The organism is Paenibacillus sp. 2TAF8 (assembly GCF_052114825.1).
Classification (GTDB): domain Bacteria; phylum Bacillota; class Bacilli; order Paenibacillales; family Paenibacillaceae; genus Paenibacillus.
This window is the reverse complement of record NZ_JBFRFN010000011.1, coordinates 125,628-142,247: the sequence shown is the minus strand read 5'-3', so window position 1 is coordinate 142,247 and position 16,620 is coordinate 125,628. Positions and strand designations below refer to the sequence as shown.

Below are 16,620 nucleotides of genomic sequence, written 5' to 3'. Positions count from 1 at the left end.
CAGAACCGAAGCGGAGGGCAATTATGGTACAGGTGATAAAAAACGCAAACGTCTTGAATCAACAAGGGGAACTTGAACGGAAAACCATTCTTATAGAAGAAGGTAAAATCAAAATGATCGCTGGCCCGGAGGATGAAATTGTACGGAACGCCGAGAAGTCAGCTGAGCAGGTAACGGATGCATCAGGCAACCTGGTCATCCCTGGATTAATCGATATGCACGTGCATCTAAGAGAGCCTGGATTCGAACATAAAGAGACGATCGAAACAGGAGCTCGCTCCGCTGTGCAAGGTGGTTTTACAACGATCGCCTGCATGCCAAATACAAGACCAGTAACCGATACACCTGAGGTTGTAGAACGGGTACTGAACAAAGCAAAAGAAGCAGATTTGGTTAAAGTTTTGCCATATGCGGCTATTACCAAAAACGAACTAGGCCGTGAATTGACCGACTTTTCCGCATTAAAAGCTGCGGGTGCGATTGGTTTCACGGACGACGGAGTGGGTGTGCAGAACGCGCAGATGATGAAGGATGCTATGAGCCTCGCAGCCAGCATGGATATGCCCGTAATTGCACATTGTGAGGATGACTCGCTGGTTGTTGGCGGATATGTCACCGAAGGTGAATTCTCCAAACGCCATGGTATCAAAGGTATCCCGAACGAGTCCGAAGCGATTCACGTAGGCCGCGACATCCTGCTTGCAGAGGCAACGGGGGTACACTACCATGTATGCCACGTCAGCACAGAACAATCGGTTCGTCTGATTCGCCTGGCGAAATCGATTGGTATCAAAGTTACCGCTGAAGTTTGTCCGCACCACCTGGTGTTGTCAGATGAAGACATTCCGGGTATGGATGCAAATTGGAAAATGAACCCGCCACTGCGCTCACCGCGCGATGTGCAAGCTTGTATCGAAGGATTGCAGGATGGAACACTCGACATGATCGTAACCGACCATGCACCGCATAGTGAAGAAGAGAAAGCAAAGGGCATGGAGCTTGCACCATTCGGTATCGTTGGATTCGAAACGGCCTTCCCGCTGCTCTACACGAAGTTTGTTGAAACAGGATTATGGACTTTAGACTTCTTGGTAAAACGCATGACGGCTGATCCGGCTCGCGTATTCAGACTGGATACTGGCAAGCTGGAAGCAGGAGCGCCTGCCGACCTCACGATGATTGATCTGAATCAGGAGAAGGCGGTTGACCCGGCAACGTTCGCAACAAAAGGCAGAAACACACCGTTCACAGGCTGGAAGCTGAAAGGCTGGCCGGTACAAACATGGGTGGATGGCAAAAGTGTATGGAATAACACGTTAGAGCAATAAAACAGCGCTATGCTGACGTAATACATTGTTAACGACGTATATCAGTACTTATAACATAAAATTTTCATTGAAATACCGGAGTAATCAGTAATTTCTTTTTTTAAACAAACTCAAGGCAAAATGATGCCGAGAGCCCAACATACAAAACAAACATAGTTAAATGTACTTTTTGAACTTTGAGCACCACCTTAGCTGCGAAGTGGACAGAAAAGACCCGGAGAAGTGAAGCGCTCGCCTTTATCCCTGGATTACCCCATTTGAAAAATGGAACCAAAGTAATCTGGGGATAACAGCGATCGAAGGGGGTTCTGTTCACGGAGTCCCACGCTAACGTAACTCCACGTTCAACCCAAGAGCATTTAACTTTGATAAACACAGAGGGAGTGAAATGGGATGCAGGGACAGGCAAGATTATTGTTGGAAGACGGCACGCTGTTCACCGGAAAAGCATTTGGAGCGGAAGGTGAAACGACAGGAGAGGTCGTTTTTAATACGGGAATTACAGGCTATCAAGAGGTACTTTCAGATCCTTCATACTGTGGCCAGATCGTAACGATGACGTATCCATTGATCGGTAACTACGGGATTACCCGGGATGACTTTGAGTCGATTCGTCCGTACGTGCACGGTTTCGTAGTACGACGCCATGAGCCAACGCCAAGCAACTGGCGTGCAGAGTACAGCGTGGATAATCTGCTGAAAGAATACGGTATCGTAGGGATCAGCGAGATTGATACACGGATGTTGACTCGCCGGATTCGTCACCACGGTACAATGAAGGGAATTCTCACAACAGGATCAAAACCTGTCGAAGAACTGCTGGAGATGATGGGGGACACTACGATTGAGCAATTGCGTAACCAGGTGCCTATGACGTCCACAGAGCATGTGTACAACAGCCCAGGAACAGCGGAACGAATCGTATTGGTCGACTACGGTGCAAAAACAGGGATTTTGCGTGAACTGAGCAAACGTAACTGTGACGTTGTTGTCGTGCCTCATGACGTAACGGCTGACGAGATTCGCCGGCTGAACCCGGATGGCATTCAGTTGTCCAACGGCCCTGGGGACCCGAAAGACGTACCTCATGCCGTAAACATGATCAGCGAGTTGCTCGGTGAATATCCGATCTTCGGAATCTGCCTGGGTCACCAGTTGTTCGCTCTGGCAGCAGGCGCAGACACGGAAAAACTTAAGTTTGGACACCGCGGAGGAAATCACCCGGTCAAAGAACTGGAGAGTGGACGCTGCTTCATCACATCCCAGAACCACGGTTACACGGTAAACGAAGAATCTGTGAAAAGCACGGATCTCGAAGTTACACATATCAACAACAATGACAAGACCATCGAAGGTCTGAAGCATAAAACATACCCTGCCTTCTCCGTACAGTATCACCCGGAAGCAGCACCAGGACCTTATGATAACAGCTACCTGTTTGACCGTTTCATCGAAATGATTCGCGAGCATAAGATCACTAACCCGCAAAAGCCGCGTCAAGCCGTATTGGCAGCCGCAGTGAAAGGAGCGCAATAACATGCCGATTAACAAAGATCTCAAAAAAATCCTGGTGATTGGTTCCGGTCCAATCGTCATCGGTCAGGCGGCCGAGTTCGACTATGCCGGTACGCAAGCTTGTCAGGCACTGAAAGAAGAAGGCGTGGAAGTTGTACTTATTAACAGCAACCCTGCGACAATCATGACGGACACCAATATGGCTGATAAAGTCTACATTGAGCCAATTACGCTTGATTTTGTAACACAAATCATTCGTCAGGAACGTCCGGACGGCTTGCTGCCAACGCTGGGCGGCCAGACAGGTCTGAATATGGCTGTAGAACTCGCACGTGCGGGAGTACTGGAGCGCGAAAACGTAAAATTACTTGGAACACAACTGACTTCCATCGAAAAAGCGGAAGACCGCGATCTGTTCCGTGATCTGATGCGTGAGCTGGAACAGCCTGTACCGGAAAGTGTTATCGTCACAACACTGGAAGAATCTCTGCAATTCGCTGGTGAGATCGGCTATCCAATCATTGTGCGTCCGGCCTATACGCTGGGCGGAACAGGTGGCGGAATATGTGCAAACGAAGAAGAGTTGCGTGAAACCGTCGCTGCCGGAATTCGTTATAGCCCGATTGGTCAATGTCTGGTGGAGAAGAGCATCGCCGGCATGAAAGAAGTCGAGTACGAAGTTATGCGTGACAAGAACGATAACTGTATCGTGGTCTGCAACATGGAAAACTTTGACCCGGTAGGCGTTCATACAGGTGACAGTATCGTTGTGGCACCGAGCCAAACACTGTCTGACCGTGAATACCAAATGCTGCGTTCCGCTTCCCTGAAAATCATCCGTGCCCTGAACATTGAGGGAGGATGTAACGTACAGTTCGCACTTGATCCACATAGCTTCCAATATTATGTCATCGAGGTTAACCCTCGTGTAAGCCGTTCATCGGCACTAGCTTCCAAAGCAACAGGTTATCCGATTGCAAAAATGGCTGCCAAAATCGCGATGGGTTACACACTGGATGAGATCGTTAACCCGGTTACAGGCCAAACATACGCTTGCTTTGAGCCAACACTTGATTATATCGTAAGTAAAATTCCACGCTGGCCGTTCGACAAGTTCACATCGGCGAATCGGAAGCTGGGTACACAGATGAAAGCAACAGGCGAAGTGATGGCGATTGGACGTACATTTGAAGAGTCCATTCACAAAGCGGTTCGTTCCCTGGAGATCGGCGTACACCGTCTGTACCTGAAAAGTGCAGAAACACTGGATGAAACGACGCTGAACGAACGTCTGATGAAAGCAGACGATGAGCGTATGTTCCTGATCGCGGAAGCTTTCCGCAGAGGTTATACGCTGCAACAACTGCAGGATCTGACCAAGATCGACTGGTGGTTCCTGGATAAAATTGAAGGACTCATTAAGTTCGAAGATCGCGTTCGCGCTGAATCCGAATTGACTTCCGAAACGCTTTATCAAGCGAAACGCCTCGGTTTTACGGACCGTGCTATCGCTGAGCTACGTGCCGAAGGTCAGCCTGGTGGTACGTTGACTACCGAAGCTGAAGTCAGAGCACGTCGTGAAGAGGAAAACCTGCGCCCAGTCTACAAAATGGTAGATACTTGCGCAGCCGAGTTTGAAGCAACAACGCCATACTACTACTCGACATATGAAACAGAGAATGAAGTGATTCCTTCGGATAAGAAAAAAGTCGTGGTGCTGGGTTCCGGCCCGATCCGGATCGGTCAAGGTATTGAGTTCGACTACTCCACAGTACATGCGGTATGGGCTCTACAGAAAGCCGGATACGAGGCGGTTATTATTAACAACAACCCGGAGACTGTATCCACAGACTTTAACACATCTGACCGCTTGTACTTCGAACCGCTGTTCTTCGAAGATGTGATGAACGTCATTGAGCAGGAGCAACCCGTAGGAGTCATCGTACAGTTCGGTGGTCAAACAGCGATCAATCTGGCAGCACCGCTACGTAATGCAGGAGTAACCATCCTCGGAACGGATCTAGAAAGCATTGATGAAGCAGAAGATCGCAAAAAGTTCGAGCGTTTGCTCTCTCGTCTGGAGATTGCACAGCCAAAAGGTAAAACCGTTATTTCTGTAGACGATGCAGTTGAAACGGCACAAGGTCTGGGTTACCCGGTTCTGGTTCGTCCATCGTACGTCCTGGGCGGTCGGGCGATGGAGATTGTATACTCCGATGCGGAACTCTTGACTTACATGGAGCAAGCGGTAAAAATCAATCCGGAGCATCCGGTTCTGATCGACCGTTACATGTTAGGTAAAGAAGTAGAAGTGGATGCCATCTGTGACGGTGAAACGGTACTGGTTCCGGGCATCATGGAGCATATCGAACGCGCAGGGGTTCACTCTGGTGACTCGATCGCGGTATATCCTCCGCAGCATCTGTCAGCAGATCTAAAAGAGAAAATTGTCGAGATTACGATCAAAATCGCCAAGGAACTGAAAACGATTGGACTGGTGAACATCCAGTTTGTTATCCACGACGGTCAGGTTTATGTCATTGAGGTTAACCCGCGTTCTTCCCGGACGGTTCCTTTCCTGAGCAAAGTAACAAGCATTCCAATGGCGAACCTGGCAACACAAGCCATTCTGGGCGTGAAACTGAAAGACTTGGGTTATGTCGATGGCCTGTGGCCTGAAACGGATCATGTATCGGTGAAAGTTCCTGTGTTCTCCTTCGCGAAGTTGCGCCGTGTTGAACCAACTCTCGGACCTGAGATGAAATCGACAGGTGAGGTTATGGGACGTGACCCGAACTATGCGAAAGCTCTGTTCAAAGGTCTGATCGGTGCGGGAATGAAAATTCCAGCTACTGGAGCCATTGTGGTTACAGTCGCTGACAAAGACAAGGACGAAGCAGTACCATTGCTTGAAGGTTTCTACAGACTTGGCTACAAAATCATGGCAACTGGCGGAACCGCAGCTGCACTTCAAGCGGCTAACATTCCGGTAACCGTTGTGAACAAATTGAGCGAAGGCTCACCTAACATTCTCGATATGATCCGCAGCGGTGAAGCGAACTTTGTGTTCAATACCTTGACTAAAGGTAAAACACCACAGCGTGATGGGTTCCGTATCCGCCGTGAAGCGGTAGAGAATGGTGTGGTATGTATGACTTCCCTGGATACCATTCGTGCGCTGCTGATCATGCTGCAAACGATCAACTTCTCCTCGGAGGCTATGCCAGCCTTTGTATAATGAATAGTCACTTGATGAAGGACATCAGTCAGCCCACGGGCTGGCGGGATGTCCTTTATATCGGGCAAAAACGGAAAAAATAAGCACGCGGAAGGGGCGCTGGGATATGAAAAAACCGAATTTCAATGAAATGGCTGGACGGCTGATGGTTGCACTCGATTATCCGGGAGCGGATGAGGCTCAGAAACTGGTACAAGCTCTTGAGGGAATTCCCTGTTATCTCAAGGTAGGTATGCAGCTTTTCTATGCAGCGGGTCCGGACTTCATTCGGGAATTAAAAGCGAGAGGTTACTCTGTGTTTCTTGACGTGAAAATGCATGACATTCCGAACACCGTGCGCGGCGGCGCCGAGAGCATCACACGTCTCGGAGTGGATATGTTTAATGTGCATGCGGCAGGCGGCTTTAGCATGATGCATGCAGCACGTGAAGGCGCGGAAGCGGCACTTGTTGCTGATCCTTCGCTAACAAGACCTGAGATTATCGCTGTGACGCAATTGACCAGCACAAGTCTAGAGACGATGAATAACGAGATTGGTATCCCAGGGAGTGTAGAGCAAGCGGTCGTTCGTTATGCCGGACTGGCGCAGGAAGCCGGGCTGGATGGTGTGGTGGCTTCTCCGCTCGAAGTGCCAGCGATTCGGGCAGCATGTGGCAGTGATTTTCGCACAGTAACCCCCGGCATTCGTCCAGCAGGCAGTGGTCTGGGTGACCAGACACGTGTCCTGACACCAGGTGAGGCTATTAGCAGAGGTAGTCATTACATCGTTGTGGGCAGACCCATTACCGGTGCACCAAACCCGCGTGAAGCGGCAGAGACCATTTTGAAGGAGATGTTGAACGTATGATCGAACTTAGCCAAATTCCAAACCATATTGCATCCCAGTTGTTAAAAATCAAAGCGGTGGCACTGCGTCCACAGCAGCCATTCACATGGACATCCGGCATCAAATCGCCAATTTATTGTGATAATCGGCTGACCATGTCTTATCCTGAGATCCGTAACGATATTGCCGAAGCATTTGCTGCGATCATTCGTGACCAGTATCCAGATGCAGAAGTGATCGCAGGTACAGCAACGGCAGGCATTCCACACGCTGCATGGGTAGCTCAGAAGCTAAATCTGCCGATGGCTTATATCCGGGATAAAGCGAAGGGGCATGGCAAGGAAAATCTGATTGAAGGTTTGATCAGCGAAGGCCAAAAAGTAGTCGTAATTGAAGATCTGATTTCAACCGGCGGTAGTTCGATTAAAGCGGCAGAAGCTGTACGTGCAGCAGGAGCTACCCCACTTGCGGTTCTCGCTATTTTCAGCTATCAGCTGGATAAAGGTGTGAAAGCGTTCGAAGAGGCTGGCATCTCCCTACAAACTCTGTCAAATTATACAGCGTTGATGGATGTGGCTTTGGCTGAGGGAACGATTCAGGAGAGTGACTTTGCACTGTTGCAATCATGGCGTGAAGATCCTTCTTCATTTGGTAAATAATATCATTCGGTGGATGACAAACCGCTGCTTAGCAAACGGTATCAAAATTGTAATGATTGCCGTAATGACGGCAAAACAATCGAATAATCAAGAGGCATCCCGTATGTTGGGGTGCTTTTTTGTTATGTTCATCAAAATATTAACTTTTTCACGCTAACGTTGTAAAAAGCTTGTAACTTTTAGTGGAGAACAGTCGTTTATAATTCAGTGTAGCATGGAACAGATTTCTAGTTTTAGGGAGCATGAAGGAAATGTGTGGCATAACAAGAGAGGATGAGCGTGATTGCTGGCATGAAAAAATTATTTTCAAAGAAAAGACCTGCCAAGAGCCAATCGGGCGATGAACATGAGCAGGACCAACTTGGGCTGGAGGAAAGGGTTGCATCAAGAGAATCTTCATACATAACACAGCCCGAATATCCAGATCCCGAAGGCGTCATGTCTGATGAGTCATCTGTCTTGGAAGAGACTGCAGTTGCTATAGCTCCAGAGCAAACACCTCAGAAGGCCAAAACGAAGCCAAAGAAGGAATTGTTACCTCCATATGATGGACCTGTATTGGAGGTGCGTAACGTTCACCGCAGCTTTCAGACAGGCAGTCGTATCATTCATGTGCTCAAAGGTATTGATATGGAAGTAAAGCCGCAGCAGCTTGTTATGTTGAAAGGGCGATCAGGATCAGGTAAAACAACACTGTTGAACATGCTTGGCGGACTTGATCAACCTTCCAGCGGAGAGATTTTATTCTCCGGACAGCCGCTTCAGGATTGGGGAGATCAGAGGCGAACAGCTTTGCGGCGTAAGGAAATTGGTTTTATTTTTCAAGCGTATGCACTTATGCCTTTATTATCTGCATGGGAAAATGTAGAGCTTTCGCTCCGCATGGCGGATGTACCGCGATCGGAATGGAAGGAAAGAGTGGGTCATTGTCTGGATTTAGTTGGACTGACCAAACGCGTGAAGCACCGGCCTTTTGAAATGTCCGGAGGGGAGCAGCAGCGCGTGGCTATTGCTAAAGCGATTGCACATAGGCCTCGCCTGCTGCTTGCGGACGAACCAACGGCGGAGCTGGATTCCAAAATGGGTGCACAGGTTATGGCTGTGTTCCGCAATATTATTGAAGTAGAACAAGTAACGATATGTATGACTACACACGATCCTACAATTTTGGAGGTTGCGGACCATGTTTATGAAATGGCGGACGGCAGATTTCTCACGTAAAGGTGCCGTTTCGAAGAGGGGGAAACGCACAGCTCTTATTGTACTTGGTGCAATACTTGCTGCAACGATGTCAGGCTGTTCATTGCTGCCATCCGAATCGGAGGAAGAAGTGCTTCCACCAATAACACCGCCAACGATCTCCAAAAAACCGGAATATGAAGTCCGTACGGAGACGTTGGAGAAGAAGGTGAGCGGTACCGGCAAGATGATGAGTCAGCGTGAAGAAAAGACATATTTCACGTTGGATGGCATGCACATTAAAGAGTTGAATGTAAAAACGGGGGATAAAGTGAAGAAAGGACAGGTTCTCGCTGTCCTCGACGTAGCAAGTGTGGAGAAGGAGATTCGCGGCAAGCGGCTTCAGATTCGCAAATCGGAAGTACAGATGAAGGAAACACTGCGTAAGAAAGATGAGATGGACCCGGTGGAGTTTGAAGAAGCGACTATCGCTTTTGAAGAACTTCGTCAGGAGCTTGCTGATCTGGAAGAAAAGCTGGGACAATCCACGTTGACGGCTCCATTTGCAGGTACCATTATTGCGGTTCAAGTGGAGAAGGGTGCAGCCGTCAAAGCGTATGATCCTATTGCGACCATTGCGGATACGTCCAACCTGGTTGTGGCGGCTACATTTGCCAAGGAGGATCTGGAGAAGTTTACGTCTGGCATGAAGGCTGAGGTCGACATCAACGGTGCTGGCAAAGTGGCTGGTAAGATCAAAGCAATGCCTACGGCTAATGCTTCTAGTAACAATAGTGGCAATGGATCAGGTCAGGGCGAAGGTGGCTCACCTCCGCCGAAGGAAACGCTGGATCAATATGTTCTGGTTACCTTGGCGAAGATGCCTAAAAATGTAGAACGCGGTACGCCTTTAACGGTTTCGATTGTAACCCAGCGCACCGAGAACGCAATTGTCATTCCTGTATCTGCTCTGCGCTCCATCGGTTCCAGAACCTATGTACAGGTGATTGAGAATGATGGCAGCAAGCGTGAAGTGGACGTTCAGGTTGGACAGCAGACATCAACCGATGTTGAGATTCTGAAAGGTCTGACGGTTGGTCAGAAAGTTGTGGGACGCTAATGGGGCTGCCATTACTTCGGCTTCTGTTCCGCAAAATGTGGAACACGCGCTGGATGACCTTCAGCACATTAATCGGCTTGATTGTGGCGGTAGCGTTCACCGTCAGTATTCCAATGTATGCCGATGGTGCACTGAAACGGGTTGTCGCGCAGACGCTACAGGATAACAGTGAAGGTTTGCCAGCTGGATCACTGTTGATGAGTTACCAGGCACCTGGGGGTGCAAAGACTGATACAAGAGGATTAGATGAGGTGGATCGCTACATTCGTGAGGATGTTCCCCGCGACATTGGGTTTCCATTCCATACGTATGTGAACACGAGATCGATCCGCAGTACAGAAGTTAGTCCGGAGGACCCTACCAAAGTCGATGCAAGCCGTGTACGAAGCATGACACTGGGTACGATGAGTGGGCTAGATGCTCAGGTCAATTACTCGGCGGGTGTCAAACCCGGTAATCAGGTCAAAGGTGACATCATTGAAGCCGTGATGCTGGAAGAAGGAATGTACCGGAATGATCTGCATGTAGGTGATATTTTGGAATATCCGATCTACAGTGGTCTGGATATCACATTGCGTGTGAAAATTACGGGTTCTTTCAAGGCAGACAATCCGAATAGTCCTTATTGGGTTCAAGGCTTCGATGGCATGATGAATGGACTTTATGTGAATGAGTCGGTTTTTAATGACGTATTGCTCAAAGAAAAGGGCATTCCGCTCCAGAACTCACGCTGGTACTATGCTTTTGATCTGAAAGAGGTTCAGACCAGTCAGTTGTCTGGCCTCAGCTCTGTGCTGGAACGGCTGGATATTGATCTGTATCAGCGGCTGAAAGATACCAAAGTTGATATTACCTTCGGTGATCTGCTCAAGCAGTTCCGTAGTCAGAGTCTGCAGCTGCAGACTATGCTATTCACGCTCGCTGCACCGATGATTGCGATGGTCTTTTATTTTATTGCGATGAATGCCAGACAATCGCTACAAAAACAGGAAAGTGACATTGCAGTGCTACGTAGCCGCGGAGCCTCAGCTCGTCAGATCTTCTCGCTGTATCTACTTGAAGGGATTTTCCTGGGTGCGATTGCATTGGTGATTGGACCACTTTTGGGATGGTTCATGGCCAAAAGTATCGGCTCGGCAAGTGGATTTCTCTCATTTGTTGATCGAAAATCCATACCGATTGGAGTTTCGAAAGAAGCGATCCTGCTTGGCGTAGCAGCAGTACTGGTCGCTATTATTGCATCGCTTATTCCGGCTATTACGTATGCACGGGCAACTATTGTATCCGCTAAAAGACGTCAGGCACGTACTGATCGTGCGCCGCTGTGGCAACGCTGGTTCCTCGATGTCGGACTGCTAGGCCTGGCTGGTTATGGATACTATCTGTTTTATGAACGTCAGATGCTGACGTTCCAGACGGGAATGACAACGGATCAGTTACAAGTGCAGCCATTTCTGTTCTTTGTACCTGCGTTAGCGATCTTTGCGCTGGGTCTGTTTTTCCTGCGTTTGTTCCCTTGGATTTTGAAACTGATACAGTTGATCGGACGCAAGCTACTGCCGGTTCCGTTGTATCTGACRCTGACTCAGTTGTCACGTTCGTCATCATCCTATTATCCTCTCATGATTCTATTGGTGCTGACGCTCGGCCTTGGGGTATATAATTCGGCTGCAGCCCGAACCATTGATTTGAATTCAACGGAACGTACGCTATACCGTTATGGCTCAGATGTTATTATGCAAACGGTGTGGGAAGGAACCCCCGAGGTGAAGCCAGGAGGTTCTGGACAGGGTGGCGGATCAGGCGGAGGACAGCAAGGTGGTGGCGGCGGTACCGGTGGTGGCGCTGGTGGAGGAAATGGCGGCGGAGGAGCTCCTGGCGGAGGAGGTGGCGGTTCATCGCAGCCAACCAAAATCATTTACTCCGAGCCACCATTTGAAGTGTTCCGCCAATTAAACGGTGTGGAGCATGCTGCACGTGTACTTCAAACAAAGGGCAATATTATTGTCTCGGGTAAATCTGGCGGACAAGGGATGCTGGTCGGCATTGACAATGTGGACTTTGCCAAAGTGGCCTGGTTCCGTAACGATTTATTCCCTGCGCATCCTTATAAATATCTTGATTTGCTTGGCAAATATGAAGGGGCTGTTCTGATCTCCTCGAAATTTGCTGATAAGTTCAAGCTCAAAACGGGAGACATTGTCTCCATGGGGATACAAGGCCAAGCGATCGAATTTGTTGTTTTTGGCATTATTCCATATTGGCCTTCACAATATCCGGATCAAATGCCGTTCTTTGTGGCTAATCTGGATTATATCTACGATCAGGTTCCGCTAATGCCCTATGAGGTATGGTTGAAAATGAAACCGGATGCCAAGGTAGCTCCATTAATGGAGAAACTTGCGGCAGAGGGGATCGAGCTATCCTCAGTTCGTGATGTACGAACTGAACTGGTCACTCAGGGGAAACATCCATCCAGAGGCGGAGTATTCGGCATTTTGAGTTTGGGTTTCCTTGTATCGGTGATCATCTCGTTAATCGGTTACGTGCTTTACTGGTTCTTTAACCTTTCGGGTCGTGTGGTACAGTTCGGTGTCCTTCGAGCCATGGGTCTATCCAGAGCACAACTTAGTGGTATGTTATTGCTGGAGCAGGTTTTTACGGCTGGGCTTTCGATACTGCTGGGGATTAGTATTGGTCAGGTTTCAAGCAGGCTCTTCCTGCCCTTCCTGCAAACGACCGATAATGTGTCTGCACAGGTTCCGCCATTCCGCATCGTCTTTGAACAGCAGGATATGCTGCAGTTGTATGGTGTTACCGTAGTGATGTTAATTATTGGAGCATCGATGTTGCTCTGGCAGATTCGCAGACTTCGGGTTCATCAGGCGGTCAAAATGGGAGAGGAGAGGTAAACGTGATCCAATGCGAAGGACTTGTCAAAATTTTTAAATCCAGCGATGTGGAAGTCGTTGCCCTTCAAGGTCTCAATCTGACCGTTAATCAAGGGGAAATGATGGCGATTATCGGTAACAGCGGCAGCGGAAAATCAACACTGCTCAATATTCTGGGCGGTCTGGATCGCCCTACCGCAGGTACAGCGGTTGTCGGAGACTGGGATTTGCTCAAAATGACGGATGCTCAACTGGTGGAATACAAACGCCACACCGTCGGGTTCATCTGGCAAAATAACGGACGAAACCTGTTGCCGTATCTTACTGCGCTAGAGAATGTGGAGACACCGATGATTCTGGGAGGCAAACGCGATCGTGCGTATGCCATGCAACTGCTGGAATGGGTCGGTCTGAAGGATCGGATGCATAACAAATTGCATCAACTGTCGGGCGGTGAGCAGCAGCGCGTAGCAATTGCGATCTCCTTATCCAATCGGCCAAAGATCCTATTGGCGGACGAACCAACCGGTTCCGTCGATTCAGAGACATGTGATACGATTATGAACATTTTTCGCAAAATGAATAAGGAACTCGGCGTTACCATTGTCATTGTTACCCATGATTTGACGCTTGCTGGCAAGGTTGATCGGATCGTTGCGATTCGAGATGGTTTGACGAGTACTGAATTTGTGAAGCGCAATCCAAATCTGGACGATGATCAGGGGCTATCTGAAGCAGGTGCTCCTGATATTCATGAAGCTTTCGTCATTATTGATCGTGCTGGACGGCTTCAGGTGCCGAAAGAATATCTGGAAGCCTTATCGATTGATAGCCGCGCTACATTGGAATTTGACGGTGAACGTATTGTTATTACACCGCCAAGATAATTTACGAGGGGGAAATGGGAGATGAAAAACAGGTTTTGGGGAAAACGTGTGCTGGCCATTATGGCAACAGCAACACTGGCAATGCCGCTCATTGCAGGATGTACAGCGAGTGAGAATACAGATAATGAACAGCGCGTGCTGCGCGTAGCGACACTCTGGGGAGGTCAGGATGACAGCTACTTCCGTCAGCAATTTACGGATGCTTTTGAGCTTACGCACAAAAATGTCACGGTTGAAATCGTGCCTGCGGTTGATCAAGGTAGCATGTACGGTTATGGAAATCAGGAGGAACAAAAAGAAGCACCAGATACAATGGAGAGCTTAAAGAAAATTATGACGGGAGATAATCCCGTAGATGTCATTGTAGCGGATACCTCTACAATTAAGTCGTTAATTCAGGAGAACATGGTTAAACAACTTGATCCATTGATGCAGGAAGACAAATTTGACACCAGCGACATCGTGCCAAGTGTGCTTGAGGGAATTAAGGATCTGGGCGACCAGAACATTTATGCGCTGACGCCAACTTTCTCCTCCTCTGCTTTGTTCTATAACAAGGGAATGTTTGAAAAAGCGGGTGTTGAACCGCCAACGGATAACATGACGTGGGACGATATCTTTAATCTGGCGACTCGCCTTACTAAAGGCGAAGGTAAAGACCATGTCTTTGGAATGGCATTCACTACCTATAACGGCGGCTCCCCGTATTACTCCATGCAGCAGTATTATAATTCACTGCAGCTGAAAGTTTTTGACGATAAGGCAGAGAAAATGACAGTGGATTCTCCGCAGTGGGAGAAAGTGTGGAGTACGGTTAGCAAACTGGCGATTGATAAGGTCATTCCGAAAGGTGACGAGCCGCAGGATCAGCAAACGGAGGGGCGCTACAATCCTCTTCAGGGCGACTTGTTCCTGAGTGGCAAAACAGCTATGGCGATTGGAGATTACAATTACATCAATCAATTAATTGATGCCAATAAAAATGCTGATAAAATGAAAGATTTTACGAAAGTAGAGTGGGATGTGGTTACCCCTCCCGTTCATCCTGAAGCTCCTGAGATCGGAGGCAACATCTATCTGAGCAGCTTGATGGCAATCAATAGCTCAGCCCAGAATCCGGATGATGCGTGGGAACTGATCAAGTATATGAATAGCGAGGATTGGGCGAAGATCAAGGCGCGTAGCAGCTATGAATTGGTATCCCGGAAGAGCTTCATTAAGCCAAAAGACGGTTTAGATTATAATATTCAGGCGTTCTATACATTGAAGCCAGTGCCACCAACCAACACGAATCTTGATAAAATGTATCAGAAGATGCCTGGACTGTGGCAAGTAAGCGACAAAGGGATGGAATACTTTAATCAAGTGTTAGAGAATAAAAAGACACCGAAAGAAGCGCTGGGCGAATGGGCAGCCAAAGGAAATGAGATGCTTGCGAAGTTGAAAAAAGACCCTAAAGCAACATTCCAATAAGTTCTGCTTTCCACTTATCAGACATATCAACACATCAGTCAAAATTATTAACATACAATGAATTACATCATCATTATGTTAAAAAGGGTCGCTGGAGATTTTATGATCTCTGGCGGCTATTTTTACGAAATTTGGGTATTCTACAATTAGAAGCAACATATGAACCCTTTGGAAAGGACGAGCACCATGAGATGGATATATTTCGGCAAGCTGTATGCAACGAAATTTCAGGCAGGCTGCCTGGCAAAAAGATTGGAGCAGGATGGCTGGATTTACGGGCATAACGAGCCTGAAGAAGTTGAAGTATATCGTTCACGGAAAGGTCGTTATGGTGTGCGATTTATTCCCTGAGATTCTCTCTTGACTTATAGTAGGAAAATGGTGTATATTAATTAAGTCGCTGTTTATTAATTTTAACGACGCGGGGTGGAGCAGCCCGGTAGCTCGTCGGGCTCATAACCCGAAGGCCGCAGGTTCAAATCCTGCCCCCGCAATATAGCTTTACTGGATGGTTTACAGCGATCATCTGCACTGTTATATATTATTTGTCTAGGGCCCTTAGCTCAGTTGGTTAGAGCGGTCGGCTCATAACCGATTGGTCACAGGTTCGAGTCCTGTAGGGCCCATATTTTAGAACCCTTGCGATGCAAGGGTTTTTTTCTGTTTTCATAGATCATAATCTATAGTTTATATCGCGGTAGAGACAGAATATCTTTATCTTTTCCCTGTCGATCATAGCGAAAACCTTAAAGTTCACATAGCGAGTAAAGGGAGGCAGATGCTCCGTTTCTCTTTTATGGTGTATAACTTTTTCAAGTAAGGGTATGGATGTCCATGCCAGATGATCATTCTCGCATATACTATCTCATTCCCACCTATAGGAGGTAGATTTCATGACTCAATTAATTGATGCAAGAACCTCGCAAAATGCGAGTTTGGCTAACTCCATCGCCATACCGATTCTCGTTATCAACACTCCCCAGCTGTTTGGACAGATTGGTTTGGTAACAACAGCGACGATCGGTGCTAATCCTCGGGTTCAATTCAAAGGCACCGTAACTGTGCAGCTTCCTTTGGCACTTGCCGGTATAACCATTACGATAGTTCGGGGAACTGTCTCAACTGATCCGGTCATTTACTCTGCAACATCCACATTTAACTTGAGTGTTCTGGCACCACAAGTTATTACGTTCTCTGCCGATGATTTTAATCCACCAATTACACCGCAATTAACCTACACTGCATTTGTCAGCAGTAACTTGCTGGGTACTGTTCGTGTAGGTCCAGAGAACTTTGACGGTGTCTTGTACTCTGACTAATGGTTACTCGCTTGTTAGAAACATAAATGCGAGTCCAATCTGTTTTTGATTTGCTACGAAGTTTATAGTTTTTAATTTTATTTGGCGTTGTGCCTGTTTCGATGCGGAGCAGGCTTTTTTTGTAGAGAGGGTAGAAATGAATGACGCTCTGTATTCGGGGAAGAATGAACAGAGTATAGAAAGTA

At 47.9% G+C, this 16,620-nt stretch carries 12 protein-coding genes and 2 tRNA genes; all 14 read left to right on the top strand.

Annotated elements, in window-relative coordinates; genetic code table 11:
* Positions 1-23: 23 nt before the first annotated feature.
* The 14 genes from AB4Z30_RS17825 (at position 24) to AB4Z30_RS17760 (ending at position 16,435) form a co-directional block, all read left to right on the top strand.
* A complete protein-coding gene (locus AB4Z30_RS17825) occupies positions 24-1,328 on the top strand; it encodes a dihydroorotase (protein ID WP_441928725.1) in 1,305 nt (434 codons plus the stop codon).
* A 393-nt stretch (positions 1,329-1,721) separates the two neighbouring features.
* Complete coding sequence (carA, locus tag AB4Z30_RS17820) at positions 1,722-2,864, top strand: glutamine-hydrolyzing carbamoyl-phosphate synthase small subunit (protein WP_342552028.1); 1,143 nt, start codon at positions 1,722-1,724, stop codon at positions 2,862-2,864.
* Position 2,865: 1 nt separating this feature from the next.
* Positions 2,866-6,081 (top strand): carbamoyl-phosphate synthase large subunit, encoded by a 3,216-nt coding sequence (gene carB, locus AB4Z30_RS17815; RefSeq protein ID WP_441928722.1) that lies wholly within the window; start codon positions 2,866-2,868, stop codon positions 6,079-6,081.
* A gap of 106 nt (positions 6,082-6,187) precedes the next feature.
* Entirely contained in the window at positions 6,188-6,928 is a 741-nt protein-coding gene (gene pyrF / locus AB4Z30_RS17810; RefSeq protein WP_441928720.1) for an orotidine-5'-phosphate decarboxylase, read from the top strand.
* Entirely contained in the window at positions 6,925-7,566 is a 642-nt protein-coding gene (gene pyrE / locus AB4Z30_RS17805) for an orotate phosphoribosyltransferase (protein ID WP_441928718.1), read from the top strand. The genes pyrF and pyrE overlap by 4 nt, the downstream gene beginning before the upstream one ends.
* A gap of 291 nt (positions 7,567-7,857) precedes the next feature.
* Positions 7,858-8,787, top strand: a complete 930-nt coding sequence (locus AB4Z30_RS17800; RefSeq protein ID WP_441928716.1) for an ABC transporter ATP-binding protein — start codon at positions 7,858-7,860, stop codon at positions 8,785-8,787.
* Positions 8,750-9,865, top strand: coding sequence for an efflux RND transporter periplasmic adaptor subunit (locus AB4Z30_RS17795; protein ID WP_441928714.1), 1,116 nt, complete (start codon positions 8,750-8,752; stop codon positions 9,863-9,865). The genes AB4Z30_RS17800 and AB4Z30_RS17795 overlap by 38 nt, the downstream gene beginning before the upstream one ends.
* Positions 9,865-12,777: an ABC transporter permease gene (locus AB4Z30_RS17790; protein ID WP_441928712.1), complete on the top strand. Its 2,913-nt coding sequence runs from the start codon at positions 9,865-9,867 to the stop codon at positions 12,775-12,777. The genes AB4Z30_RS17795 and AB4Z30_RS17790 overlap by 1 nt, the downstream gene beginning before the upstream one ends.
* A gap of 2 nt (positions 12,778-12,779) precedes the next feature.
* Entirely contained in the window at positions 12,780-13,643 is an 864-nt protein-coding gene (locus tag AB4Z30_RS17785) for an ABC transporter ATP-binding protein (protein ID WP_441928710.1), read from the top strand.
* A 21-nt stretch (positions 13,644-13,664) separates the two neighbouring features.
* A complete protein-coding gene (locus AB4Z30_RS17780; protein WP_441928708.1) occupies positions 13,665-15,116 on the top strand; it encodes an ABC transporter substrate-binding protein in 1,452 nt (483 codons plus the stop codon).
* Between the two features lie 186 nt (positions 15,117-15,302).
* Positions 15,303-15,467 carry a hypothetical protein gene (locus AB4Z30_RS17775; RefSeq protein WP_441928706.1) on the top strand — a complete coding sequence of 55 codons (165 nt, stop codon included), beginning with the start codon at positions 15,303-15,305 and terminating at the stop codon, positions 15,465-15,467.
* 69 nt (positions 15,468-15,536) lie between these two features.
* Positions 15,537-15,610: transfer RNA gene (locus AB4Z30_RS17770), tRNA-Met, on the top strand.
* A 58-nt stretch (positions 15,611-15,668) separates the two neighbouring features.
* Positions 15,669-15,742 (top strand) — tRNA-Ile (locus AB4Z30_RS17765).
* Positions 15,743-16,009: 267 nt separating this feature from the next.
* On the top strand, positions 16,010-16,435 hold the full coding sequence (locus tag AB4Z30_RS17760) for a hypothetical protein (protein WP_441928704.1): 426 nt from the start codon (positions 16,010-16,012) through the stop codon (positions 16,433-16,435).
* Positions 16,436-16,620: the final 185 nt, after the last annotated feature.